Source organism: Hymenobacter daeguensis, assembly GCF_054780555.1.
In genome coordinates this window covers 170,817-191,733 of the sequence record NZ_BAAGWC010000006.1, presented here as the reverse complement: position 1 = coordinate 191,733, position 20,917 = coordinate 170,817, and the positions used below count along the sequence as shown (strand labels likewise).

The 20,917-nt window shown below is 59.8% G+C and carries 24 protein-coding genes and 1 pseudogene; 5 read left to right on the top strand and 20 right to left on the bottom strand.

The genetic code is table 11. From position 1 onward, the window contains the following. Positions 1 to 108: 108 nt before the first annotated feature. The 6 genes from ACYVHT_RS09820 to ACYVHT_RS09795 form a co-directional block, all read right to left on the bottom strand. Positions 109 to 1,239 carry an alkene reductase gene (locus ACYVHT_RS09820; RefSeq protein WP_460550514.1) on the bottom strand — a complete coding sequence of 377 codons (1,131 nt, stop codon included), beginning with the start codon at positions 1,237 to 1,239 and terminating at the stop codon, positions 109 to 111. Positions 1,240 to 1,455: 216 nt separating this feature from the next. Then, positions 1,456 to 2,070, bottom strand: coding sequence for a superoxide dismutase (locus ACYVHT_RS09815; protein ID WP_460550512.1), 615 nt, complete (start codon positions 2,068 to 2,070; stop codon positions 1,456 to 1,458). Between the two features lie 165 nt (positions 2,071 to 2,235). Further along, positions 2,236 to 2,436 carry a hypothetical protein gene (locus ACYVHT_RS09810; protein WP_460550510.1) on the bottom strand — a complete coding sequence of 67 codons (201 nt, stop codon included), beginning with the start codon at positions 2,434 to 2,436 and terminating at the stop codon, positions 2,236 to 2,238. 29 nt (positions 2,437 to 2,465) lie between these two features. Then, positions 2,466 to 2,897 (bottom strand): nucleoside deaminase, encoded by a 432-nt coding sequence (locus ACYVHT_RS09805; RefSeq protein ID WP_460550509.1) that lies wholly within the window; start codon positions 2,895 to 2,897, stop codon positions 2,466 to 2,468. Positions 2,898 to 2,907: 10 nt separating this feature from the next. Further along, on the bottom strand, positions 2,908 to 3,456 hold the full coding sequence (locus ACYVHT_RS09800; RefSeq protein ID WP_460550507.1) for a hypothetical protein: 549 nt from the start codon (positions 3,454 to 3,456) through the stop codon (positions 2,908 to 2,910). Positions 3,457 to 3,527: 71 nt separating this feature from the next. After that, the gene (locus ACYVHT_RS09795) at positions 3,528 to 3,968 is read right to left on the bottom strand and encodes a hypothetical protein (protein WP_460550505.1); all 441 of its coding nucleotides are present in this window, start codon (positions 3,966 to 3,968) and stop codon (positions 3,528 to 3,530) included. Positions 3,969 to 4,138: 170 nt separating this feature from the next. Here ACYVHT_RS09795 and aspS point away from each other — a divergent pair, with 170 nt between their 5' ends. From aspS to ACYVHT_RS09780, 3 genes are all read left to right on the top strand, one after another. Continuing rightward, the gene (aspS, locus tag ACYVHT_RS09790; protein WP_460550503.1) at positions 4,139 to 5,902 is read left to right on the top strand and encodes an aspartate--tRNA ligase family protein; all 1,764 of its coding nucleotides are present in this window, start codon (positions 4,139 to 4,141) and stop codon (positions 5,900 to 5,902) included. Positions 5,903 to 5,905: 3 nt separating this feature from the next. Then, positions 5,906 to 6,367 (top strand): hypothetical protein, encoded by a 462-nt coding sequence (locus tag ACYVHT_RS09785; protein ID WP_460550501.1) that lies wholly within the window; start codon positions 5,906 to 5,908, stop codon positions 6,365 to 6,367. Between the two features lie 206 nt (positions 6,368 to 6,573). Then, positions 6,574 to 6,762 (top strand): hypothetical protein, encoded by a 189-nt coding sequence (locus tag ACYVHT_RS09780; protein ID WP_460550499.1) that lies wholly within the window; start codon positions 6,574 to 6,576, stop codon positions 6,760 to 6,762. 135 nt (positions 6,763 to 6,897) lie between these two features. Here the strand turns inward: ACYVHT_RS09780 and ACYVHT_RS09775 are convergent, their stop codons facing one another. From ACYVHT_RS09775 to ACYVHT_RS09725, 11 genes and pseudogenes are all read right to left on the bottom strand, one after another. Further along, the gene (locus tag ACYVHT_RS09775) at positions 6,898 to 7,407 is read right to left on the bottom strand and encodes an NADH-quinone oxidoreductase subunit J family protein (protein WP_460550497.1); all 510 of its coding nucleotides are present in this window, start codon (positions 7,405 to 7,407) and stop codon (positions 6,898 to 6,900) included. Positions 7,408 to 7,484: 77 nt separating this feature from the next. After that, complete coding sequence (locus tag ACYVHT_RS09770) at positions 7,485 to 8,063, bottom strand: NuoI/complex I 23 kDa subunit family protein (RefSeq protein ID WP_241937543.1); 579 nt, start codon at positions 8,061 to 8,063, stop codon at positions 7,485 to 7,487. Positions 8,064 to 8,068: 5 nt separating this feature from the next. After that, positions 8,069 to 9,166: a complex I subunit 1/NuoH family protein gene (gene nuoH, locus ACYVHT_RS09765; RefSeq protein WP_460550495.1), complete on the bottom strand. Its 1,098-nt coding sequence runs from the start codon at positions 9,164 to 9,166 to the stop codon at positions 8,069 to 8,071. A 121-nt stretch (positions 9,167 to 9,287) separates the two neighbouring features. Next, positions 9,288 to 10,304, bottom strand: coding sequence for an NADH-quinone oxidoreductase subunit G (locus tag ACYVHT_RS09760; protein ID WP_460550493.1), 1,017 nt, complete (start codon positions 10,302 to 10,304; stop codon positions 9,288 to 9,290). Between the two features lie 122 nt (positions 10,305 to 10,426). Next, a complete protein-coding gene (nuoF, locus tag ACYVHT_RS09755; RefSeq protein WP_460550491.1) occupies positions 10,427 to 11,767 on the bottom strand; it encodes a complex I 51 kDa subunit family protein in 1,341 nt (446 codons plus the stop codon). Positions 11,768 to 11,777: 10 nt separating this feature from the next. Next, positions 11,778 to 12,089 carry a hypothetical protein gene (locus ACYVHT_RS09750; RefSeq protein ID WP_460550489.1) on the bottom strand — a complete coding sequence of 104 codons (312 nt, stop codon included), beginning with the start codon at positions 12,087 to 12,089 and terminating at the stop codon, positions 11,778 to 11,780. Between the two features lie 4 nt (positions 12,090 to 12,093). Next, positions 12,094 to 12,666: an NADH-quinone oxidoreductase subunit NuoE family protein gene (locus ACYVHT_RS09745; protein ID WP_460550487.1), complete on the bottom strand. Its 573-nt coding sequence runs from the start codon at positions 12,664 to 12,666 to the stop codon at positions 12,094 to 12,096. Between the two features lie 21 nt (positions 12,667 to 12,687). Beyond that, positions 12,688 to 13,875: an NADH-quinone oxidoreductase subunit D gene (locus ACYVHT_RS09740; protein WP_460550545.1), complete on the bottom strand. Its 1,188-nt coding sequence runs from the start codon at positions 13,873 to 13,875 to the stop codon at positions 12,688 to 12,690. 177 nt (positions 13,876 to 14,052) lie between these two features. Continuing rightward, positions 14,053 to 14,613, bottom strand: a complete 561-nt coding sequence (locus ACYVHT_RS09735) for an NADH-quinone oxidoreductase subunit C (protein WP_460550485.1) — start codon at positions 14,611 to 14,613, stop codon at positions 14,053 to 14,055. A gap of 79 nt (positions 14,614 to 14,692) precedes the next feature. Next, positions 14,693 to 15,250, bottom strand: a complete 558-nt coding sequence (locus ACYVHT_RS09730) for an NADH-quinone oxidoreductase subunit B (protein ID WP_305014534.1) — start codon at positions 15,248 to 15,250, stop codon at positions 14,693 to 14,695. Positions 15,251 to 15,415: 165 nt separating this feature from the next. After that, positions 15,416 to 15,796 (bottom strand): annotated as a pseudogene (locus ACYVHT_RS09725) (NADH-quinone oxidoreductase subunit A); the annotation flags it as partial. Between the two features lie 269 nt (positions 15,797 to 16,065). Here ACYVHT_RS09725 and ACYVHT_RS09720 point away from each other — a divergent pair. Both ACYVHT_RS09720 and ACYVHT_RS09715 read left to right on the top strand, forming a co-directional pair. After that, entirely contained in the window at positions 16,066 to 17,625 is a 1,560-nt protein-coding gene (locus ACYVHT_RS09720; RefSeq protein ID WP_460550483.1) for a sensor histidine kinase, read from the top strand. Beyond that, a complete protein-coding gene (locus ACYVHT_RS09715) occupies positions 17,606 to 18,007 on the top strand; it encodes a response regulator (RefSeq protein WP_460550481.1) in 402 nt (133 codons plus the stop codon). The genes ACYVHT_RS09720 and ACYVHT_RS09715 overlap by 20 nt, the downstream gene beginning before the upstream one ends. A gap of 101 nt (positions 18,008 to 18,108) precedes the next feature. Here ACYVHT_RS09715 and pruA read toward each other — a convergent pair whose 3' ends face one another. The 3 genes from pruA to ACYVHT_RS09700 all read right to left on the bottom strand — a co-directional run bounded on the left by pruA (position 18,109) and on the right by ACYVHT_RS09700 (position 20,884). After that, a complete protein-coding gene (pruA, locus tag ACYVHT_RS09710) occupies positions 18,109 to 19,773 on the bottom strand; it encodes an L-glutamate gamma-semialdehyde dehydrogenase (RefSeq protein WP_460550479.1) in 1,665 nt (554 codons plus the stop codon). An 84-nt stretch (positions 19,774 to 19,857) separates the two neighbouring features. Then, a complete protein-coding gene (locus ACYVHT_RS09705; RefSeq protein WP_460550477.1) occupies positions 19,858 to 20,292 on the bottom strand; it encodes an energy transducer TonB in 435 nt (144 codons plus the stop codon). 151 nt (positions 20,293 to 20,443) lie between these two features. Beyond that, positions 20,444 to 20,884, bottom strand: coding sequence for a hypothetical protein (locus tag ACYVHT_RS09700; protein WP_460550475.1), 441 nt, complete (start codon positions 20,882 to 20,884; stop codon positions 20,444 to 20,446). Between the last annotated feature and the right edge of the window lie 33 nt (positions 20,885 to 20,917).

The window sequence follows — 20,917 nt, the reverse complement described above, 5'->3', positions numbered from 1 at the left end:
AAGGCCACGCACTGGCCGGGACCGTCAAAGATAAATAAAAAAGCCCCTGCAAAACGCCCCGTCTCCGGTGGGCTTTTTGCAGGGGCCTGGGGGGCGCTGGCGGACGATTTAGGCCTCGTAGCTGGCCGAGAACGTACCGGCGGGCTGGCCGTCGGCCGTGGGGTAGTCGGTGTAGCCATCGGCGAAACCGCCGGGGCCGGGCGCGTAGAAAGTGGCCTGGTCGGCTTCGGCCAGGGGCAGGCCTTTTTCGAGGCGCTCCACCAGGTCGGGGTTTGAGATGAAGGGACGGCCGATGGCAATGAGGTCGGCCGGGCCGGCGAGGGCGGCTTCAATCTGGGCCACGGTGTTGTAGCCACCGCTCAGGATGAGCGTGTTGGTGAACTTGCTGCGAATGAGCGGCACCACTTCGGCGGGCACGGCGGGCGCGCCCATGCTCGCGTGGTCGACGAGGTGCAGGTACACGACGCCGATTTTTTGCAATTCCCCGGCCAGGTAGGCGTAGGTTTCGTCAATCTCGGGGTAGTTCGGCTGGTCGTTGAACACGCCCCAGGGCGAGAGGCGAATGCCGGTGCGCTCAGCCCCGATGGCCTCGGCTACGGCTTTGGTTACGTCGAGCACGAAGCGGGCGCGGTTTTCGATGCTGCCGCCGTACTCGTCGGTGCGCTGGTTGCTGGCGGGGTTCAGGAACTGCTCCAGCAGGTAGCCGTTGGCGCCGTGCAGCTCCACGCCGTCGAAACCGGCTTCGAGGGCCAGTTTGGCGCTGTGCACGTACTCGTCGCGCACGCGGGCCAGCTCATCGAGGCGCAGGGCGCGGGGCGTGGGCTGGTCCTGCATCTGCTGCTGGTCGGTCCACATCTGGCCCTGGGCCGCCACGGCCGATGGGGCAATGCCTTCGGCGCCTGCGGGCAGGTTGAGGGGGTGAAACACGCGGCCGGCGTGCATCAGCTGCACAAAAATGTGGCCGCCGTGGTGGTGCACGGTTTCCGTGACGCGCTGCCAGTTGGTTACCTGCTCCTGGTTGAACAGGCCGGGAATGCGGGCGTAGCCCAGGCCATCGGCCGAGGGCGACACGCCTTCGGTGATGATGAGGCCGGCCGTGGCGCGCTGGCGGTAGTATTCGGCCATCAGCTCGTTGGGCACGTTGCCCAGGGCGCGGCTGCGCGTCATGGGGGCCATTACGAGGTGGTTGGCGAGGGTGAGGCTGCCCAGTTTGGCAGGCTCGAAAGCTTTGTTCGACATGAGTTGGATAGACGGCGGTGCGTGGGCCGCCGCTTCGGTTGGATGAAACGCGGCTAAGAAGCAGGTAGGTACACGAATTGTTTCTGTCAACCGGATTATCGTTGGATTATGCCGCCGGCCGGGATTGCTAAAAACCAAAAAAGCCCGTTCCACAGCGTGGAACGGGCTTTTTGATGCTTGATTTTCTTGCGTCACAAACCGCAAAAACCAACCCGACTAGGCAGGCGTGGCTTCGGAGAAGCGCTTGTTCACTTCATCCCAGTTGATGAGGTTGAAGAAGGCGGCGATGTAGTCGGGGCGGCGGTTCTGGTATTTCAGGTAGTAGGCGTGCTCCCACACGTCGAGGCCCAGCACCGGCATGCCTTTGCAGCCGGAGTCGGGCATCAGCGGATTGTCCTGGTTGGGGGTGGAGCAGATTTGCACCGAGCCATCGGCCTGCTTGCACAGCCACGCCCAGCCCGAGCCGAAGCGCGTGGTGGCCGCTTTGGTGAATTCTTCCTTGAACTTATCGAACGTGCCGAACGCCTTGGTGATGGCTTCGCCCACTGCGCCGGTGGCCGGGCCGCCGCCGTTGGGCGACAGGATGGTCCACCACAGCGAGTGGTTCCAGTGGCCGCCGCCGTTGTTGCGCACGGCTGCGGGGGCCTTGGCGATGTTGTGCAGGATTTCTTCCAGCGACTGGCCTTCCATCTCGGTGCCGGCAATGGCCGCGTTGAGGTTGGTCACGTAGGCCTGGTGGTGCTTGGAGTGGTGGATTTCCATCGTCTGCGCGTCGAAGGTGGGTTCGAGGGCATCGTAGGAGTAGGGGAGTTTGGGCAGTTCGAAAGCCATAGTTGAAAAAGGGTTTGGGTGGTGGAGAGTGAGTATGGTGGCGGGGTTGAAACAGCCGGTTCCGTGCATGGTTACGGCAGCCGCCCACTTAAGGTCAAAAGTATAGCATCGCCGCTGAATTCTGAATAGCCGCCCGCCCATGCGCCGGCAGCACCCGGCCACGGGCTAGCGCTGCTGCCGGGCCAGAAATTCCAGGGTTTCGCGGTGCCGCTTCTCCGCTAGGTCTTCCCGGTAGGAAGCCACGGCCCAGATAGCCGCCGGAATCCAGCCGATGAGCGTGACGTGGAGAATGCCGCACAAAATGCCTTTGAGGACGTGGCCCCGGAATATCATCGAAATACCGGGCAGCAGGATGGCAAACAGCATAAGAAACAGCGGGGAAATGGGAGTGAGAATTAGTTACGCTTCAGGTTAAAAAATGCCTTCATCAGCGCGGCGCACTCGTCGGCCAGCAGGCCGCCGCGCAGCCTGGTGCGCGGGTGCAGCAGCGCCCCGTGCCGCCGGAATCCTACCTTGGGCTCCTCCGCACCGAATACCACGGCTTTGACCTGGGCCCAGTAGCTGGCCCCGGCGCACATCACGCAGGGCTCGATGGTGACGTAGAGGGTGCAGTCGGCCAGGTATTTATTGCCCAGGTGGTTGGCGGCAGCGGTCAGGGCCAGCATTTCGGCGTGGGCCGTCACATCGCGCAGGCGCTCGGTCTGGTTGTGGCCCCGCCCGATGATTTGCTGCTGAAAAACCACCACCGCCCCGATGGGAATTTCATCGGCCGCCAGCGCTTTCCGGGCCTCAGCCAAGGCCTGCCGCATGAAATACTCGTCGGTCATGGGGGCCCGCTTATTTCATCACAATGGCATTCATGACGGCCTGGGCCGTGGGCTGCCACTGTGCCTGCTCCTCGGCCGGGGCCACGAAGGTGAACACGAACAGCTGCGAGCCCTGAATGGCGTACTGCACCGTCTGATACTTCCTGATGGGGGCCAGCTGGGTACCGCGCCGCGCGTCGGCCACCGTCGAGATGAACTCGAAGTACATATAGTCGCGCCCGTTCACGGTGCGAATGTCTTCTTTCAGGAAGTCCACCTTCGAATACAGACGCTGAATGCTGGACTTGTAAATCTTAATCAGCACGCCGTAATCGAAGCTTTCGAAGGTGGTGGGGCGCAACGCTACGCTAAAATCGACGCGCCCGCTGGGATTGGAAAATACGGCCAGCGGCTTGCGCGGCGACGGATATTTCACGGCAATGCCATCGTCGGGCAGCGGTGCGAAACCGGCCGGCACCCCCACCGTCAGCCCCGACGACAGCTTCGTGGTCGTCAGCTTGGGCTTGGGCGCAAAGGACGTGAGGGCGAAAAAAAGCAGCAGGAACGAAGCGAATTTCATAGCAAAGGGCAACGATGTGGGCATAAAAGTAGTGCCCCGGCTGTTGGGCCGGGGCACTGCTGCAGTTTCGCTTAGCGGCGAATAGCGGGGTACTTAATCCGGACCTTCTTCCAATACACGTAGTTGCCGGTTTTGGCCTCCACCAGGTAGGTGCCCGCCGGAATCTTGCCCAGGTTCACCGGCGCGCCGGTGTTGTTTTGCGGGTCCAGGTCGGTCTGGTACACTACTTTGTCCTTATAATCGGTCATCACCAGCGTGCCCGGCTTGGTGAACTGCTGGGTGAAGCTCAGCAGAATATCCGTCGAGTTTGGCCTGGGGAAAACGTCGATGCCCGACAGCGTTTCGATGCGCTTGATGGGGCCGTCGAGCGTTACGGCGCCGGCCGTGCCCTTGGATTTGATTTCCGTGCCCGAGGCATCGGACTTGCTCTTGGTCTTGATTTTGGTTTGGGCCTGCGCAGAGCCGGCCACTAGCAGGGCGGCACCCAGAGCGAGAGCGGGGAGGAATTTCATGAGTATTTGGAGGGATTGAGAAAACAAAGGAACGCAGTTGACAACGCCCTTTGCATACTCCGTACCAAAGTTTGGGTTTCGCCCCGGCGGCCCAGTGGCTACCTTCGCAGAAAAAAGCGGAATCCCAATAATCCGTTTTACTCAGTTAGAATCCGTTAAATCTGCGGTCCATGTTACGTACCCACACCTGCGGCGAGCTTCGCCCCGAACACATTGGTCAAACCGTCAGCCTCTGCGGCTGGGTGCAGCGCACCCGCGACAAAGGCGCCATCCTCTGGATTGACCTGCGCGACCGGTACGGCCTCACCCAGGTGACCCTCGAAGAAGGCGTGGAGGCCGAAGCCGTGCGCGAAACCGCCCGCACACTCGGCCGTGAGTTTGTGCTGCAGGTGACCGGCAAAGTAGCCGAACGCTACTCCAAGAACGACAAAATCCTGACCGGCGCCATCGAAGTGCGCCCCGAGAAGGTCGAAATTCTGAACCCGGCCAAGCTGCCGCCCTTCCTCATCGAAGACGACACCGACGGCGGCGACGACCTGCGGATGAAGTACCGCTACCTCGACCTGCGTCGCACGCCCGTGCGCAACAACCTCATGCTGCGCCACAAAATGGCCCAGGCAGTGCGCCGCTACCTCGATGGCCAGGACTTTATCGAAGTCGAAACGCCCGTGCTCATCAAGAGCACGCCCGAAGGCGCGCGCGACTTCGTGGTGCCCTCGCGCATGAACCCCGGCGAGTTCTACGCCCTGCCGCAGTCGCCCCAGACGTTCAAGCAGCTGCTCATGGTGTCGGGCTTTGACCGCTACTTCCAGATTGTGAAGTGCTTCCGCGACGAAGACCTGCGCGCCGACCGCCAGCCCGAGTTCACGCAGATTGACTGCGAAATGGCCTTCGTAACCCAGGAAGACATCCTCGACATGTTCGAGGGCCTGGTGCGCTACCTGTTCAAGGAAATCAAGAACCTCGATTTCCCCACCGTGCCCCGCATGACCTACGCCGACGCCATGCGCGACTACGGCAACGACAAGCCCGACACCCGCTTCGAGATGAAGTTCGCCAACCTCACCGAAACCGTGAAGGGCCAGGGCTTCCCCGTGTTCGATGGCGCCGAGCTGGTGCTGGGCATCAACGCCGCCACCTGCGCCGCCTACACCCGCAAGCAAATCGACGAGCTGACCGAGTGGGTGAAGCGCCCGCAAATCGGCGCCACCGGCCTCGTCTACGCCCGCGTGGAGGCCGACGGCGTGGTGAAATCCTCGGTCGATAAGTTCTACTCGCAGGACGAGCTGCAGAAGTGGAAGGCCGCCTTCAACGCCAACCCCGGCGACCTCATCCTGCTGCTGGCCGGCCCCGAGGCCAAAACCCGCAAGGCCATGAGCGAGCTGCGCCTCGAAATGGGCCGCCGCCTGGGCCTGCGCGACCCCAACTCGTTCTCGCCGCTGTGGGTGATTGACTTCCCGCTGCTCGAATTCAGCGAGGAGGAAAACCGCCACTTCGCCATGCACCACCCCTTCACCTCGCCCAAACCGGAGGATTTGGCCCTGCTCGACAACCCCGAAACCATCGGCCAGACGCGCGCCAACGCCTACGACCTGGTGATAAACGGCGTGGAAATCGGCGGCGGCTCCATCCGCATTCACGACCGCGCCGTGCAGGCCCGCATGTTCTCGCTGCTCGGCTTCACGCCCGAGGAGGCGCAGGCTCAGTTTGGCTTCCTGCTCGATGCCTTCGAGTACGGCGCACCGCCCCACGGCGGCCTGGCCTTCGGCTTCGACCGCCTTTGCAGCCTCTTCGGCGGCTCGGACAGCATCCGCGACTTCATCGCCTTCCCCAAAAACAACTCGGGCCGCGACGTGATGATTGACTCGCCCTCGCCAATCGCCGACGCGCAACTGAAGGAGCTGAGCATCCAGACGGACGTGGTGGCGAAGTAGCCAATGAAGCAGAAGCCTCGCTTTAGTAAAAAGCAAATTACTTACGAATACGAAATTGGCTATTCGCAAAGTGCGATGCTGTTCAATTTCGTGTTCGGAGTGCCGCTGTTATTGGGAAGCTTAATTGTAGCCTGTTGGTGGAAGGAATGGGTCTTTCTACTCCTGTCAGCAGTTGGGCTTTATATGGTTTGGAGAGCAGTAAAAATGCTTTTTGACCAGAGTCCGCAACTCAAGATTGGTTACCAAGGAATCTGGACTGTAAAATCAGGTCATCTGCCTTGGACCCGTGTAATGGCGGTGATTAAGCAAAGTACCGGTTACCGAGGTGGAGTAACAGATTATATGGCTGTTGTCAATCGATTCAATCCGCACGTAGATATTGAACAAGTATGGATTGACCAGTTAGATGTTGATATTCGCTCGCTTCGCGTGTACTTGAAAAAATGCGCTTCAGGCGAGAAGTAAAAAGCACTGAAACAGAAGCGGCGACTGAGGCATCAGTCGCCGCTTTTTATTTGAAGATGTAGGACGAGCCAAAACCAATGTAGCCACATTCATCTCCGGAATTCCTTGCTTCACCGGGTAACAGCCGGGGTTGAACGAAGCGTAAAATCCGACCATGCCCCGGCCTAGTAGGTTTGTATCAGTTAACCGCTTCACCTCTCGCATTCATGTCCAAACTGTACATCTTCGCCGCCGTTTTCCTGTTCTGGACCGCCCTTGCTGCCTCTCTCATGCAAGTGCAGTTGGTATGTTCTCCGGTGCATAAGATGCGGGTGCCCACCTATCGTTCGGTGCCCGTGCGCGCCGCCGTTATTGCGCAGGCAGGTGTGAATACAACGACGGCAACTTACAATTGATTATAGCCTTGCCGCATTTGGCGAGACTGCTTATGTAATGTTTATCGACTGTATTGAGTTTCAGAAATAATAGTTAAACCAAAAGAGCCGCACCCATTGGGTACGGCTCTTTTGGTTTGTCAATGAAAAGTAACGCTAGAAATTCCGCTCGCCGGTTTCGCGCTTGCCCAGCATCACCGAGCCCACCATGGCCGCCAGCAGCAATACCGAAGCCAGCTCAAACGGCAGGGCATAGTCCCGGAACAGCACCATGCCCAGGCGGTCGACCATGCCAATCTGCGAATCGAAGCTGGTGGCATCGAAGCCGGCGGGGCTCACGTTGCGCAGCGCGGCCACCAGAATCAGCAGCAGCGAACCGCCGGCGATGGCGGCCGCGAACTTGGCCAGGGCCGGCTTGTGCGGCTCGGTTTCCTCGTTCAGGTTCAGGAACATAATCACGAACAGGAACAGCACCATGATGGCCCCGGCGTACACGATGATGTTCACGGCCGCCAGAAACTGCGCGTTCAGCAGCAGGTAGTGGCCCGAGAGCGTGAAGAACGTGAGGATGAGAAACAGGACGCTGTGTACCGGGTTTTTGGCCAGTACCACGCCCAATGCACTCAGCAGGGCCACGAACGAGAGAAAGAGGAAGAGAGGAGACATGAGCAGTAGCGCGGACTTTTAGTCCGCGAGTGGGATGAAGACAAATAATTAGTCGCGGACTAAAAGTCCGCGCTACATTACGCCAGTTGCGAACGCAGCTTGTCGGCCTGCTCGGGCGTGAGCTGGATGCCGCGCTTCGAGCGGTTGTCCGGCGTCACGGGCTCCACCAGCCGGTCCTTGCCGTAGATGAACTCGTCGCGCTCGAAGCGCGGCGGGGCCATTTTATCGGCCTGCAGGTACACGGCCGCTTTGGGGCAGGCCTCTTCGCACAGCCCGCAAAAGATGCAGCGCAGCATGTTGATTTCGTAGCTCACCGCGTATTTCTCCTCGCGGTAGAGGCCTTCCTCGCCTTTCTTGCGCTCACCGGCCACCATCGTGATGGCTTCGGCTGGGCAGGCCACGGCGCAGAGGCCGCAGGCGGTGCAACGCTCGCGGCCGGCTTCGTCGCGCTTCAGCACGTGCAGGCCGCGGAAAACGGGGGAGAAGGGGCGCGTCTCTTCGGGGTAGCGGATGGTTACCTGCTTCTTGGTAGCCGCCCGGAAAAAGTGCTGCATCGTGATGCTCAGGCCCTGGAAAATCGCCGGCAGGTAGGCCCGCTCGGCCAGGGTCATGGGCTTCTTTTCGAGGACTTTGGCGCGTTTACTTAAGGATTCCATGTTCGTTATTGAATGACGCCGAACGTAATCAGGCCGCCCGTGAGCAGGATGTTGAAAATAGCCAGCGGGATGAGGATGGTCCAGCCCAGGCGCATCAGCTGGTCGTAGCGGAAGCGCGGCAGCGTCCAGCGCACCCACATGAAGAAGAAGATGCCGGTAAAAATCTTCGCGAACATCGCCACCACGCCCATCAGCACGAAGATGTTGTGGGCCCAGTCGGCCGACAGGCTGGTTTTGTTGGTGAGGAAATCGAGGAACTCGTACTGGAACGGGTAGTTGAAGCCGCCGAAGTAGAGCACCGACATCACGGCCGTGGCCACGAACACGTTCACGTATTCGGCAAACAGGTACAGGCCCATTTTCATCGAGCTGTACTCGGTGTGGTAGCCGCCAATCAGCTCGGTTTCGCACTCGGGCAGGTCGAAGGGCGTGCGGTTGGTTTCGGCAAACGCGCACACGATGAAGATGACAAAGCCCAGCGGCTGCTTGAACACGTTCCACGAAAAGATGTCGCTGAAGTGCCAGCCGCCGCCCACGTGCGTCTGCTGCAGCGTGATTTCGCGCAGCGAGAGTGTGCCCGACATCATCAGCACGGCAATCAGGGCCAGGCCCATGGCCAACTCGTAGCTGATGTTCTGTGAAGCGGCCCGGATGGCGCCCAGCAGCGAGAACTTGTTGTTCGAGGCCCAGCCGCCAATCATGATGCCGTACACGCCCAGCGACACAATGCCGAACACGTAGAGCATGCCCACGTTGATTTCAATACCCTGCAGGTGAATTTCGGTATCCCCGAATTTCAGGAAGTTGCCGAACGGAATCACCGCCGACGACATCAGGGCCGTAATCATGGCCAGGCACGGCCCGAAGATGAACAGCGCGCGGTTGGCTCCGGCCGGGAAGAATTCTTCTTTGGTGAAGAGCTTCACGGCGTCGGCCAGCGGCTGGAGCAGGCCGAAGGGGCCGGCGCGGTCAGGGCCCACGCGGTCCTGCAGAAACGCGGCAATTACGCGCTCGGCGTAGGTGCAATACGTGGCAATCAGCAGCGAAATGCCGAAGGTTGCCAGAACGACGAGGCCTTGCCAGCCCAGAGCGGGGAGAGTCATATCTTATGTGTCATGCTGAGCGCAGCGAAGCAACTTATCACGTCCGCGCAGCTTTTAGTTGATTGTTTCTGACGAAAGCAGCGGTGATAAGATGCTTCCTTCGTCAGCATGACAGACGAATTTAATTATTTAGCCCACCCAGCCGCAGCGGCGGATTTTTTTCCAGCTCGCGGGTGGTGCTTTCGGGAAGGTCGGCCAGTACCTGCGGGTTCACCACAGGCAGCTCGTAGTGGTTCTGCGCAATCACCGAGGCGCGGTTGATGTGCGCCGGACCTTCGAGCACCCAGTCCGACGTTTCCTTCTTATCGAAGCGGCACTCGTTGCAAATCCACTCCTTCACCTCACCGTATTCGTCCTTACGGGCCGTTACGCGCAGCACGTCCTTGCCCTTATACCAGAGCGTAACCCGGCCGTTGCATTTGTCCGTTTTGCAGTCGCGGTGGGCATTCACGGGCTTGGTGAACCACACGCGCTGCTTGAAGCGGAAGGTTTTGTCAGTCAGCGCGCCCACCGGGCACACGTCGATAACGTTACCCGAAAACTCGTTATCGATGATGTTCTCGATATAGGTACCGATTTCTGAGGCATCGCCGCGGCCCAGCACGCCGTGCACGCGCTCGGGCGTGAGCTGGTCGGCGGTGTACACGCAGCGGTAGCACAGGATGCAGCGCGTCATGTGCAGCTGGATGAGCGGGCCGATGTCGATTTTCTCGAAGGTGCGGCGCTCCTCCTCGTAACGGGTAGTGCTCACGCCGTGCTCAAACGCGAAATCCTGCAGGCTGCACTCGCCGGCCTGGTCGCACACCGGGCAGTCGAGTGGGTGGTTGATGAGCAGCATCTCTACGATGCCCTTGCGCACGTCCATCACCTGCTGGTTGGTAGTGTTTTCGACCACCATACCATCCTGCACCGTGGTGATGCACGAGGCCACGAGCTTGGGCATGGGGCGCGGGTCCTTGGCCGAGCCGGCCGACACCTTCACCAGGCAGGCGCGGCACTTGCCGCCCGAGCCCTTGAGGGGCGTGTAGTAGCACATGGCGGGCGGCACGATGCCGCCGCCAATCTGGCGGGCCGCGTTCATGATAGTCGTTCCGTCTGGAACTTCTATCTCGATGCCGTCGAACGTTATTTTAGCCATTGGATAGTTTTTGTCATGCTGAGCGGAGCGAAGCATCTTATCACGTCTGCGCAGCTATTTAATTAGTTGTTTCTGGCGAAGGCAGCGGTGATAAGATGCCTCCTTCGTCAGCATGACAGGAGTTAAGCCAGCACTGCCGCGCCGCGATAAGCCGCGCCGGGAGCCGTAGCCTCTTTGGGATTGGTCACGTGCCACTCGAACTCGTGGCGGAAGTGGCGCACGGCGGCGGCCACCGGCCAGGCGGCCGCTTCGCCCAGCGGGCAGATGGTGTTGCCTTCAATCTGCTTGGCCACGCTCACCAGCAGGTCGATGTCGTGCATCGAGCCGTGGCCGTGCTCCAGGCGGTGTAGCACCTTTTCCATCCAGCCGGTGCCTTCGCGGCAGGGCGAACACTGTCCGCAGCTCTCGTGGTGGTAGAAGCGCGAGAAGTTCCAGGTGTTTTTCACGATACACGTCGTTTCGTCCATCGCAATAAAGCCGCCCGAGCCCAGCATGGTGCCCGTCACGAAGCCGCCGTCGCTCAGCGACTCGTAGGTCATCAGGCGGTTTTCGCCGGCGGCAGTTTTCAGAATCAGCTCCTTGGGCAGAATCGGCACGGATGAACCGCCCGCTACTACCGCCTTCAGGTCGCGGCCTTTCCAGATGCCGCCGCAGTACTCGTCGGAGTAGATGAATTCTTCCACCGGCACGCCCAACTCAATTTCGTAGATGCCCGGCTTGTTGAGGTGGCCGCAGGCCGAAATCAGCTTGGTGCCGGTGCTTTTGCCTATGCCCAGCTTGGCGTACTCGTCGCCGCCCTCGTTCACGATGGGCACCACGGCCGCGATGGTTTCCACGTTGTTCACCACCGTGGGGCGGGCATACAGCCCCTGCACGGCCGGGAACGGCGGCTTGTTGCGCGGGTTGCCGCGCTTGCCTTCCAGCGATTCCAGCAGCGCGGTTTCCTCGCCGCAGATGTAGGCGCCGGCGCCGGGGTGCACGTGCAAATCGAGCGAGTAGCCCGAGCCGAGGATGTTCTCGCCCAGGAAACCGGCCGCGTAAGCCTCGGCAATGGCTTTTTCCAGAATGCGCAGCACGTACAAGAGCTCGCCGCGGATGTAGATGTAGCTGGTGCGCGCGCCAAGGGCGTAGCTGCCCGTAATCATGCCCTCGATGAGTAGGTGGGGCAGTTTCGACATCAGCTGCCGGTCCTTGAAGGTGCCGGGCTCCGATTCGTCGGCGTTGCACACGAGGTAGCGCGGCACGCCCTCCGGCTTGGCTAGGAAGCTCCACTTCATGCCCGTGGGGAAGCCCGCGCCGCCGCGCCCGCGCAGGCCCGACTTCTTCACTTCTTCCACCACCTCATCCGGGGTCATGGTTTTCAGCGCCTTTTCCACGGAGCGGTAGCCGCCGTGCTTGCGGTACACCTCGAAGGTATTGATACCTTCGACGTTGATATGTTCGGTTAATAGCTTGCGGCCCATAGTGGTGCAGTTACTTATTCTCGAGCTTGTTGATACGACCTTCGTGGCCGTCCAACCGTGATTGGGTGCGGGAACCTTGCTCACGAAATGCATCAATCATCATTTCAGTATTGTGGCGGTTTTCCTCCATCATCATCTTCATAGAGCCTGCCAGGGAGTTGATGGCGCCTTTCACTTCGCGCATTTCCACTTCCAGCTTTTCCACGCTGTGACTCAGGTGCACGGTAACTTTTTGCAACTCCTTTATGTCGCCGCGCAGTTCGTGCATCTCAATCAGAATTTCTGATACAACGAGTGGTAAGTCCTGGTTCTGGTCGGCCATGATGTTAGTATTTTTTGAGCGAGTTGGACAAGCCCGTCTCTTCCCAAGGTAATATTGGCCGATGGATTAAACTTTTCAGCTCGCTGAGCATGGCGTCCACGGCTTCGGGGGTATCGAGCTGCTCGTAGTATTTCTCGCGCACCTGCACGATGGGGGCGAAGCCGCAGGCGGCCAGGCACTCCACTTCCTTCAGCGTGAAGGTACCGTCGGGCGAGGTGCCGCCGACTTTGGCACCGGTGATGCGCTCGAGGTGGGCCGTCAGCTCGTCGGAGCCGCGCAGCATGCAGGGGCCGGTGCGGCAGATTTCGAGCACATGCTTGCCCACCGGCTTGAGGTTGTACTGGGTGTAGAACGACGACACCTCGTATACTTCAATCGGCTTGATGCCCAGGGTCTCGGCCACCAAGTCCTGCACTTCGGGGCTTACCCAACCGCCGAACTCGGCTTGCGCAATGTGCAGAATCGGCAGCAGGGCCGACTTGCTCCGGTCTTCCGGGTAGTGCGTGAGCAGGCGCTTGATTTCCGCCTGGGCGGCGGGGGAGAATTGCGGTTTGGTGGGCGCGGTGGTCGGCTCCATAGCAGTCAATTTCAACAAAAACTAAGCGTCCAGCTCGCCGGCAATGACGTTCATGGACGAGAGAATGACAATGGCGTCCGACAGCGTCGTGCCCACGGCCATCTCGGGATAAGCCTGATAATAGATGAAGCAGGGCCGGCGGAAATGCAGGCGGTAGGGCGTGCGCCCGCCGTCCGACACCAGGTAGAAGCCCAGCTCGCCGTTGCCGCCCTCCACCGAGTGGTAGACTTCGCCAACTGGGGCATCAATCTCGCCCATCACGATTTTGAAGTGGTAAATCAGCGCCTCCATGTTCTTGTACACTTCGGGCTTGGTGGGCAGGTAGTAGTGCGGGGCGTCGGCGTGGTAGGGGCCGTCGGGCAGGCGGTCGAGGGCCTGGTTGATGATGCGCAGGCTCTGCCAGATTTCCTCGTTGCGCACGATAAACCGGTCGTAGGTGTCGCCGTTGGTGCCCACCGGAATATCGAACTCGAAGTCCTCGTAGCTCGAGTACGGGTTCATAGCGCGCACGTCGTAGTCGACGCCGGCGGCCCGCAGGTTGGGGCCGGTGAAACCGTAGCTCAACGCTTTTTCCGCCGAAATCGGGCCCACGTTCACCACGCGGTCCATGAAAATGCGGTTGCGGTTGAACATGTTCTCGAACTCCTTCATCACGGCCGGGAAGCTCTTCAGCCAGGCGCGGAGCTTGTCGATGGCGGCCGGCGAAAGGTCGCGCTCCATGCCGCCCACGCGGCCCATGTTGGTAGTGAGGCGGGCGCCGCACACCTCCTCGTAGATTTCATAAATCTTCTCGCGCTCCTGGAACACGTAGAGGAAGCCCGTGAACGCGCCGGTATCCACGCCCAAAATCGAGTTGCAGATGAGGTGGTCGGCGATGCGGGCCAGCTCCATCATAATCACCCGGATGTACTGAGCACGTTTCGGCACGGTCACGCCGAGCAGCTTTTCCACCGTCATGTGCCAGCCCAGGTTGTTGATGGGAGACGAACAGTAGTTCATCCGGTCGGTGAGGGTGGTAATCTGGTAGAACGGCTTGCGTTCGGCCAGCTTCTCGAAGGCGCGGTGGATGTAGCCGATGGTGGGCACGCCCGACACGATGCGCTCGCCATCCATCTGCAGAATATTCTGGAAAATGCCGTGCGTGGCGGGGTGCGTGGGGCCCAGGTTCAGCGTCGTCAGCTCCTGGCTGAAGTCGTTGAGAATGGGCATCAGCTGGCCGGGGCGCTGGGCGGCGGCCTCTTCCTGAATCTTGTGGGTGCCTGCCAGGGCGTCGTTTACTGCCATTTTAGTATCAAGTAATTAGTAGCAGGTAATAAGATGAAAGTAGGGCAATAAGGCAGTGGTTTTTGTCTTGTTACTTGCTACTCAATACTTACTACTAACAATCTATCGTCCGAAAAACAGGTCGGTTTTGTCTTCGCGGGTGCCATCTTCTACCGGGTACTGCTTGCGCATGGGGTGGTAGTCCATGTCCTCCACGTTGAGGATGCGAATGAGATTGGGGTGGCCGGTGAAGACGATGCCGTAGAAATCGTAGGCTTCGCGCTCCATCCAGTTGGCGGTGTTGTAGAGGTCGGTGAGGGTGGGCACCACCGGGTCGGCCAGCGGGAAGAAGATTTTCAGGCGGAGCCGGATGTTCTTCGTCATGCTGTGCAGGTGGTAAATCATGCCCAACTCCTGGCCCGCGTTCTCGGGGTAGTTGATGCCGCACATCGTGGTCAGGAAGTGGAATTTCAGTTCCTGGTCCTGCTGCAGGCCGGCGATGATGTCGTGGATTTTCTCCCGCGTGGTGGTCGCCGTCAGCAGGCCGTAGGGCTCGTGCACATCGGTAAACGTGGCCTCGCCGAACAGGCGGTGCAGCAGCGCCAGGACCTGCGCATTCTGGGCCTTTATCGGGTCTTCGGCAACGGGCGCTTCGGGCGCGGCGGCAGCATCTTGAGGAGTCATTTGAGAAGGTATTGAGTATATAAGTAGCAAGTAGTAAACTGCGCTCTGTAGGGTCTTACTACTTGCTACTTAATACTAACTACTTGATATTATAAGACGCCAGCAACTCCTGATACTCAGGAGCATTGCGGCGGCGGAAGGATTCGTTACGGGCCAGGTCCTGCACGCGCATCAGGCCGTCAAGCACCTGCTCGGGGCGGGGCGGGCAGCCGGGCACGTACACGTCGACCGGGATGATGCGGTCGATGCCCTGCAGCACGGAGTACGAATCGAAGATGCCGCCCGAGCAGGCACAGGCGCCCATGGCCAGCACCCAGCGGGGCTCGGCCATCTGCTCATACACCTGCTTCACGATGGGGGCCATTTTCTTAGCAATGGTGCCCATCACCATCAGCAAATCGGCCTGGCGGGGCGAGAAGCTGGGGCGCTCGGAGCCGAAGCGCGAGATGTCGTAGTGCGAGCCCATGGTGGCCATGAACTCGATGCCGCAGCACGAGGTGGCGAAGGGCAGCGGCCAGAGCGAGTTGGCGCGGGCCATGCCCACCACTTTCTCCAGCGAGGTAGCGAAGAAGCCAGCGCCCTCAACGCCCTCGGGCGCCTCGACGGTTTTAATTTCAGGAACTCGGTTATCAGCCATGTTGAATCAGTGGTTAACGGTCAGTGATTAGTGGTTAGTTGATAATATCATTCATCACTAACCCTTAACCACTAATCACTACAATTAAGCAGCCTTCGCCACTTGAGCGGGCCGGTTTTCCAACACCGGCGCGTTGGTGAAAGTTTGGCCGGAAGGCACTTCATTCCAGCGCAAAATGCCCTTTTTGATGATGTAGCCGAAGCCAGCCAGGAGGAAGGCCATGAACACAATCATCTCGATGAAGCCGGCGCGGCCGAGGGCGCGGAAGTTCACGGCCCAAGGGTACATGAAGATTACCTCGACGTCGAACAGCACAAACACGATGGCCGTGAGGAAGTATTTCACCGAAATCGGGGTGCGGGCGTTGCCCACCGATTCGATGCCGCACTCGAAGGCTTCGTTCTTCACTTTGCTGGTGCGCTTGGGGCCCACGAGGTGTGAAACCACCATGGCGAAGGCCACAAAGGCCAGGGCCAGACCGAATTGGATGACAATCGGAAGGTAATCGGAGGGCTGATAATTCGTAGCCGGCAGGATTAGATACATAGCAGTCAGGCGGATAGCAAACAGGCCTCACGGGCGCTGAAGGGCAAAGGTAGCGCCCACGGGCTTGGGGCGCAATGTTGGGGCAGATGAAGAAAGGCAACTTGAATAATGGGCGGGGGCTGCGACGGGCAGCGGGGGGGCACGGCCTGGCCGCGGTGAGCTGGGCTAATGGGATTTGTTTAGATTGAATGTGTTTTATTTAGGTCGGCAACCCACTGCCTGAAGCCGTGCGGGTGCCCCAGTATTGTGCTACCTAAAGCTTGGCTGCCATGCCGAACCGTGACAAACCACCGACCGCCTCAGACCTGACCAATGCGGCCCTGGCGGAGCGGGAACGGCTGCTGTCGGTAATGTTCAACGCCATTGCCGATGTAACGTTTGTGCTAAGCGTGGAAGCGGATGGCGGCTACCGCTTTGTTTTTGCCAACAAAGCCTTCGAAAAAACCACCGGCCTGCCGCCCGAAAAAGTGGTGGGCCACCAGGTGCAGGCAGTAATTCCGGAGCCGTCGCTCAGCCTGGTTCTGACGAAGTATAAGGAAGCCATCGCCACCGGAGAGCGGGTGGTATGGCAGGAAACCTCCGATTATCCGTTCGGCCGGGTGACGGGCGAGGTAAGCGTAGTGCCGGTGTTTGATGAGGCCGGCCGCTGCCGCCAGCTGGTGGGCGTGGTGCACGACCTGACCAAGGAAAAACAGGTGGAAGAGGATTTGCGGCGCAGCAACGTGCGGTTTGCCTACGCGCTGAAAGCCACCACCGATGCCATTTACGAGTGGAACGTTGCGGACGATACTTTGTACTGGGGCGAAGGCTTCGAGGACTTGTTTGGCTACCGGCTGGCGCAGAACCCGACCTCGTTTACTAAGTGGGCCGACGATGTGCATCCGGATGATAGCCAGCGGGTGGTGATGGGCCTGCGGCGGATGGCGGTTGAAACCAGCGACTTGTTCTGGCAGGAGGAATACCGGTTTCGGCGGGCCGACGGAACCTGGGCCATCGTGTTTGACCGGGGCTACATTCTGCGCAATGCGGCGGGCCAGGCCGTGCGCATGATTGGGGCCATGCAGGACATCACCGCCCGCAAGCAGGCCGAGCAGCAGCAGCTGCTGCTAACGGAAAAGCTGGCGCGGCAAAACTCAGACCTGCAGCAGTTTGCCTATATTATCTCGCATAACCTACGGGCCCCGCTGGCCAATGCGTTGGGGTATTCTGACCTGCTCTCCCGGCTCGATAAAAATTCGGAAACCTTCGACACCTCCCTGCAGCACCTGCGCGCCAGCCTGCAGCAGCTCGACCAAATCCTGACCGATATCAATGGCATTCTGTCGCTGCGCGACTCGCAGACCGGCTACCGGGCCGAGGCCGTGGCCGTAGCCGAGGTGTGCGACCTTGCCCTGATAAGCTTGCAGGAAGCATTGCAGGACTGTGGCGGCGAGCTGGTCAATACGATTCCGCCGGAGCTGCGCGTGCGCGGCAGCCGGGCCTACTTCCACAGCATTTTCCACAACCTGATTTCCAACGCCATCAAGTACCGCTCCGATGCCCGCTCGCTGCGCATTGCCGTGAGGGCCGTGGCAGCAGCCGATGGGGAAACGGCCATCGTGGTTAGCGACAACGGCACGGGGTTCGACCAGCAGAAAGCCGGCGACGGGATTTTTCAGCTTTACCGGCGCTTCCATACCGGCAGCACGGGGCGGGGCATTGGCCTGTACCTGGTGAAAACCCATGTAGAGGCCATGAATGGACACATTTCCGTACAAAGCCGCATGAATGAAGGCACTCAATTCACGCTCTACTTCAGGGCCCGTCCCGATGAAAACCTACCTGATTGACGACGACTCGCTGGCCATCTACCTCACCGAGCAGCTGCTGCGCGCCGAAGGATTCTCTAATGCCATCTGCACGTTTCAATCGGCAGAAGAAGCTTTGCAAAAGCTGGTAACGGAGAAGGATAATGCCGTGCCTGACGTGGTGTTTCTGGACCTGAATATGCCGATGATGAACGGCTGGCAGTTTCTCGATGCCCTGGCACCCTATGAGGACGAGCTGCGCGGCAGCTGCCACATCTACATTCTCACCTCTTCATTGGCCCTGACGGACCTGGAGAAATCGAAGCGCTATGACCTGGTGGCGGGCCTGATTCATAAGCCGCTCGACAGCGAGGAAATCCGGGCCATTCAGTCGCGGCTGGAAGATGGGTCGGAAGTGGAATAACCCTTGCGATGCGTTGACTGAGCTCATTATTAGCAGGTAGATGCAAGCAAAAAGCCCCGCATCACGAAAACACGGGGCTTTTGCTGCTCAGTCGATTTGGCCTACAGGCCTTTGTCGCGGTTCAAATCCTCGGCGGGCTCCGAGCCTAGGAAGGGGTAGCGGTAGTCCGTGACGGGCACGAAGGTTTCCTTGATGGCGCGGGGCGACACCCAGCGCAGCAGGTTCAGAATGGAGCCGGCCTTGTCGTTGGTGCCGGAGGCGCGGGCCCCGCCGAAGGGCTGCTGGCCGACGACGGCCCCGGTGGGCTTGTCGTTGATGTAGAAGTTGCCGGCGGCGTGCACCAGCTTCTTCGAGGCCAGGTCGATGGCGTAGCGGTCCTGCGCGAAGATGGCGCCGGTGAGGGCGTAGGGCGAAGTGGTGTCCACCAATTCCAGCGTTTCCTCGAATTGGTCGGCGTCGTACACGTACACCGTCACCACGGGGCCGAACAGCTCCTCGCACATGGTCACGTATTTCGGGTCTTTGGCCACGATGACGGTGGGCTCGATGAAGTAGCCTTTCGACTTGTCGTAGCCGCCGCCGGCGATGATTTCGGCGTTGGGGTCGGCCTTAGCACCGTCGAGGTACTTGGCCAGCTTGTCGAAGGAAACTTCGCTGATAACGGCGTTGATAAAATTGCCGAAATCCTCCACGTCGCCCATTTTGAAGGAGGCGAGGTCTTCCTTCACGTAGCCCAAAATCTCATCGGCGAGATTGGAAGGCAGGTACACGCGCGAGGCGGCGGAGCATTTCTGGCCCTGGTACTCGAACGCGCCGCGCGAGATGCCCACGGCCACGGCCTTGGCGTGGGCCGAGGGGTGGGCGAGAATGAAGTCCTTGCCGCCGGTTTCGCCCACAATGCGCGGGTAGGATTTGTAGCGGTGGATGTTCTGGCCGATTTCCTGCCAGATGGTCTGGAACACCTTGGTGGAGCCGGTGAAGTGGATGCCGGCGAAATCGGGGTGCTTGAACACCACGTCGCCCACCACGGGGCCGTCGGCGTAAATCAGGTTGATGACGCCGGCCGGCACGCCGGCTTCCTCGAACAGCTCCATGAGCACCTGCGCCGAATAGACCTGCGTATCGGCGGGCTTCCAGACCACCACGTTGCCCATCATGGCCACGGAGGAGGGCAGGTTGGCGGCGATGGAGGTGAAGTTGAAGGGCGTGAGGGCGAACACGAAGCCTTCCAAGGGGCGCTGCTCGAGGCGGTTCCACATGCCGGGCAGGCTCTCGGGCTGCTGCTCGTACACCTGTCGCATGAAGTGCACGTTGAAGCGGAAAAAGTCAATCAACTCGCAGGCGGCGTCGATTTCGGCCTGGAAGGCATTCTTGCTCTGGGCCAGCATGGTGGCCGCGTTGAGGCGGGCGCGGTAGGGGCCGGCCAGCAGGTCGGCGGCCTTGAGGAAGATGGCGGCGCGGTGCTCCCAGGGCATTTCGGCCCAGGCGGTGCGGGCGGCCAGGGCCGCCTTAATGGCTTGATTTACGTGGCTGGCGTCGCCGTAGTGGAAGTGGCCGATGGTGCGCTGGTGGTCGTGCGGCGGGCTGATGCGCTTGAGGTTGCCGGTACGCACCTGCTTACCACCGATGTGCATCGGAATGTCCAGCTCCAGGCCGCGCAGGCTCTTGAGCTGCTGCTGCAGCTCCAGCCGCTCCTTGGAGCCGGGCGCGTAGCCTTTCACGGGTTCGTTAATCGGAGTCGGGACGTTGAAAAAGCCGTTGGCCATAGGGTTTCGGGTTAGTTTGAAGAAGGGTTTGGGGTGGGATGGAGCAAAGGTAGAAAGCTGCTGACACTGCAAGCGCCGCCAGGTTCAGGAGTGGCGCTGTTTCGGAGGCTTTCCGCTGTAGAAGCGCACGGTAACATGCATCGTAGCATCGATGCTTCTGCCGTGTTGCTGGGCCGGACTGAATTTTAGCGTTTCCATTATCCGGTTGGCTTCCGCAACAAGCAGGGTATTATCGGCATGCACAACGCGCAGACAGGAAGGGTTACCAAGACTATCTATCCTAACCCGATACATAACGGCCCCTGCTTTATCCCTGGTGTCGGAGTAGTTGGTTAATTTTTCTTTGCCAAAAACTACGCGCGGAGGCACATCAAACACAATCAAACCAACGCGGCCTTCGTCGTTCCAGGCTTTCCAAGTGCTGTCCTCTTTAGCGTAAAGGAAATCGCAAGAAATCTGGGCGAGGCAGGTGCTGACTGAGCTTACGATGCAAATGCAGAAAAGAAGAAAACGTTTCATGAATTGGCAATTATAGGTGGAGACGCAGAGCTCCAGCAGCGCACGTCCCTGCCGCGTGAGGACCGTCAAGGGAGCAGTATTCCAACGTTTCAGCAGCCGCTACGGCCCCTGCTGAGCAGAGGCAGCAGATGAAGCAAGCCCATTGTCATCCTCAACTATGGGAAGTAGTAATATACACGGTGCCGCTGTGGTAGTCAATCCAGACGGTGCCGTAAAGTGCCTCCTTGTTGAACGGGATTTTAAACATAACTGCCCCTCTCACAGGTTGAGGCGCAAACCAATCGGGTTTGCCGTCGCCGTTATAAGCGGTAGGCGAAAACGGCGCGAGAACCCGCTTAGCTAATGAGGGCGAGTGCGCAACCCAATCGGCAATAGCTGCTGTGTCGGCGTGGAAGGAAAGCCAAAAAGTGCGGGAAAATAGGCCGCCTTCGGTATCGACCCGGACGGCGGTGGCGGTAGCCGGGAGCGGTGCCAGGCGACCATACACAAGCGCCGTGTGAACAGCAGAGTGTTGCTGCCTCTGGCGATACTTGTAGAAGCCAAGCCCCAGCATAAGGACGATAATTGTAGTGGATATAAATTTGATTTTCATGTACTTGAATCAATAATTGCTTTGGCCAGAGGA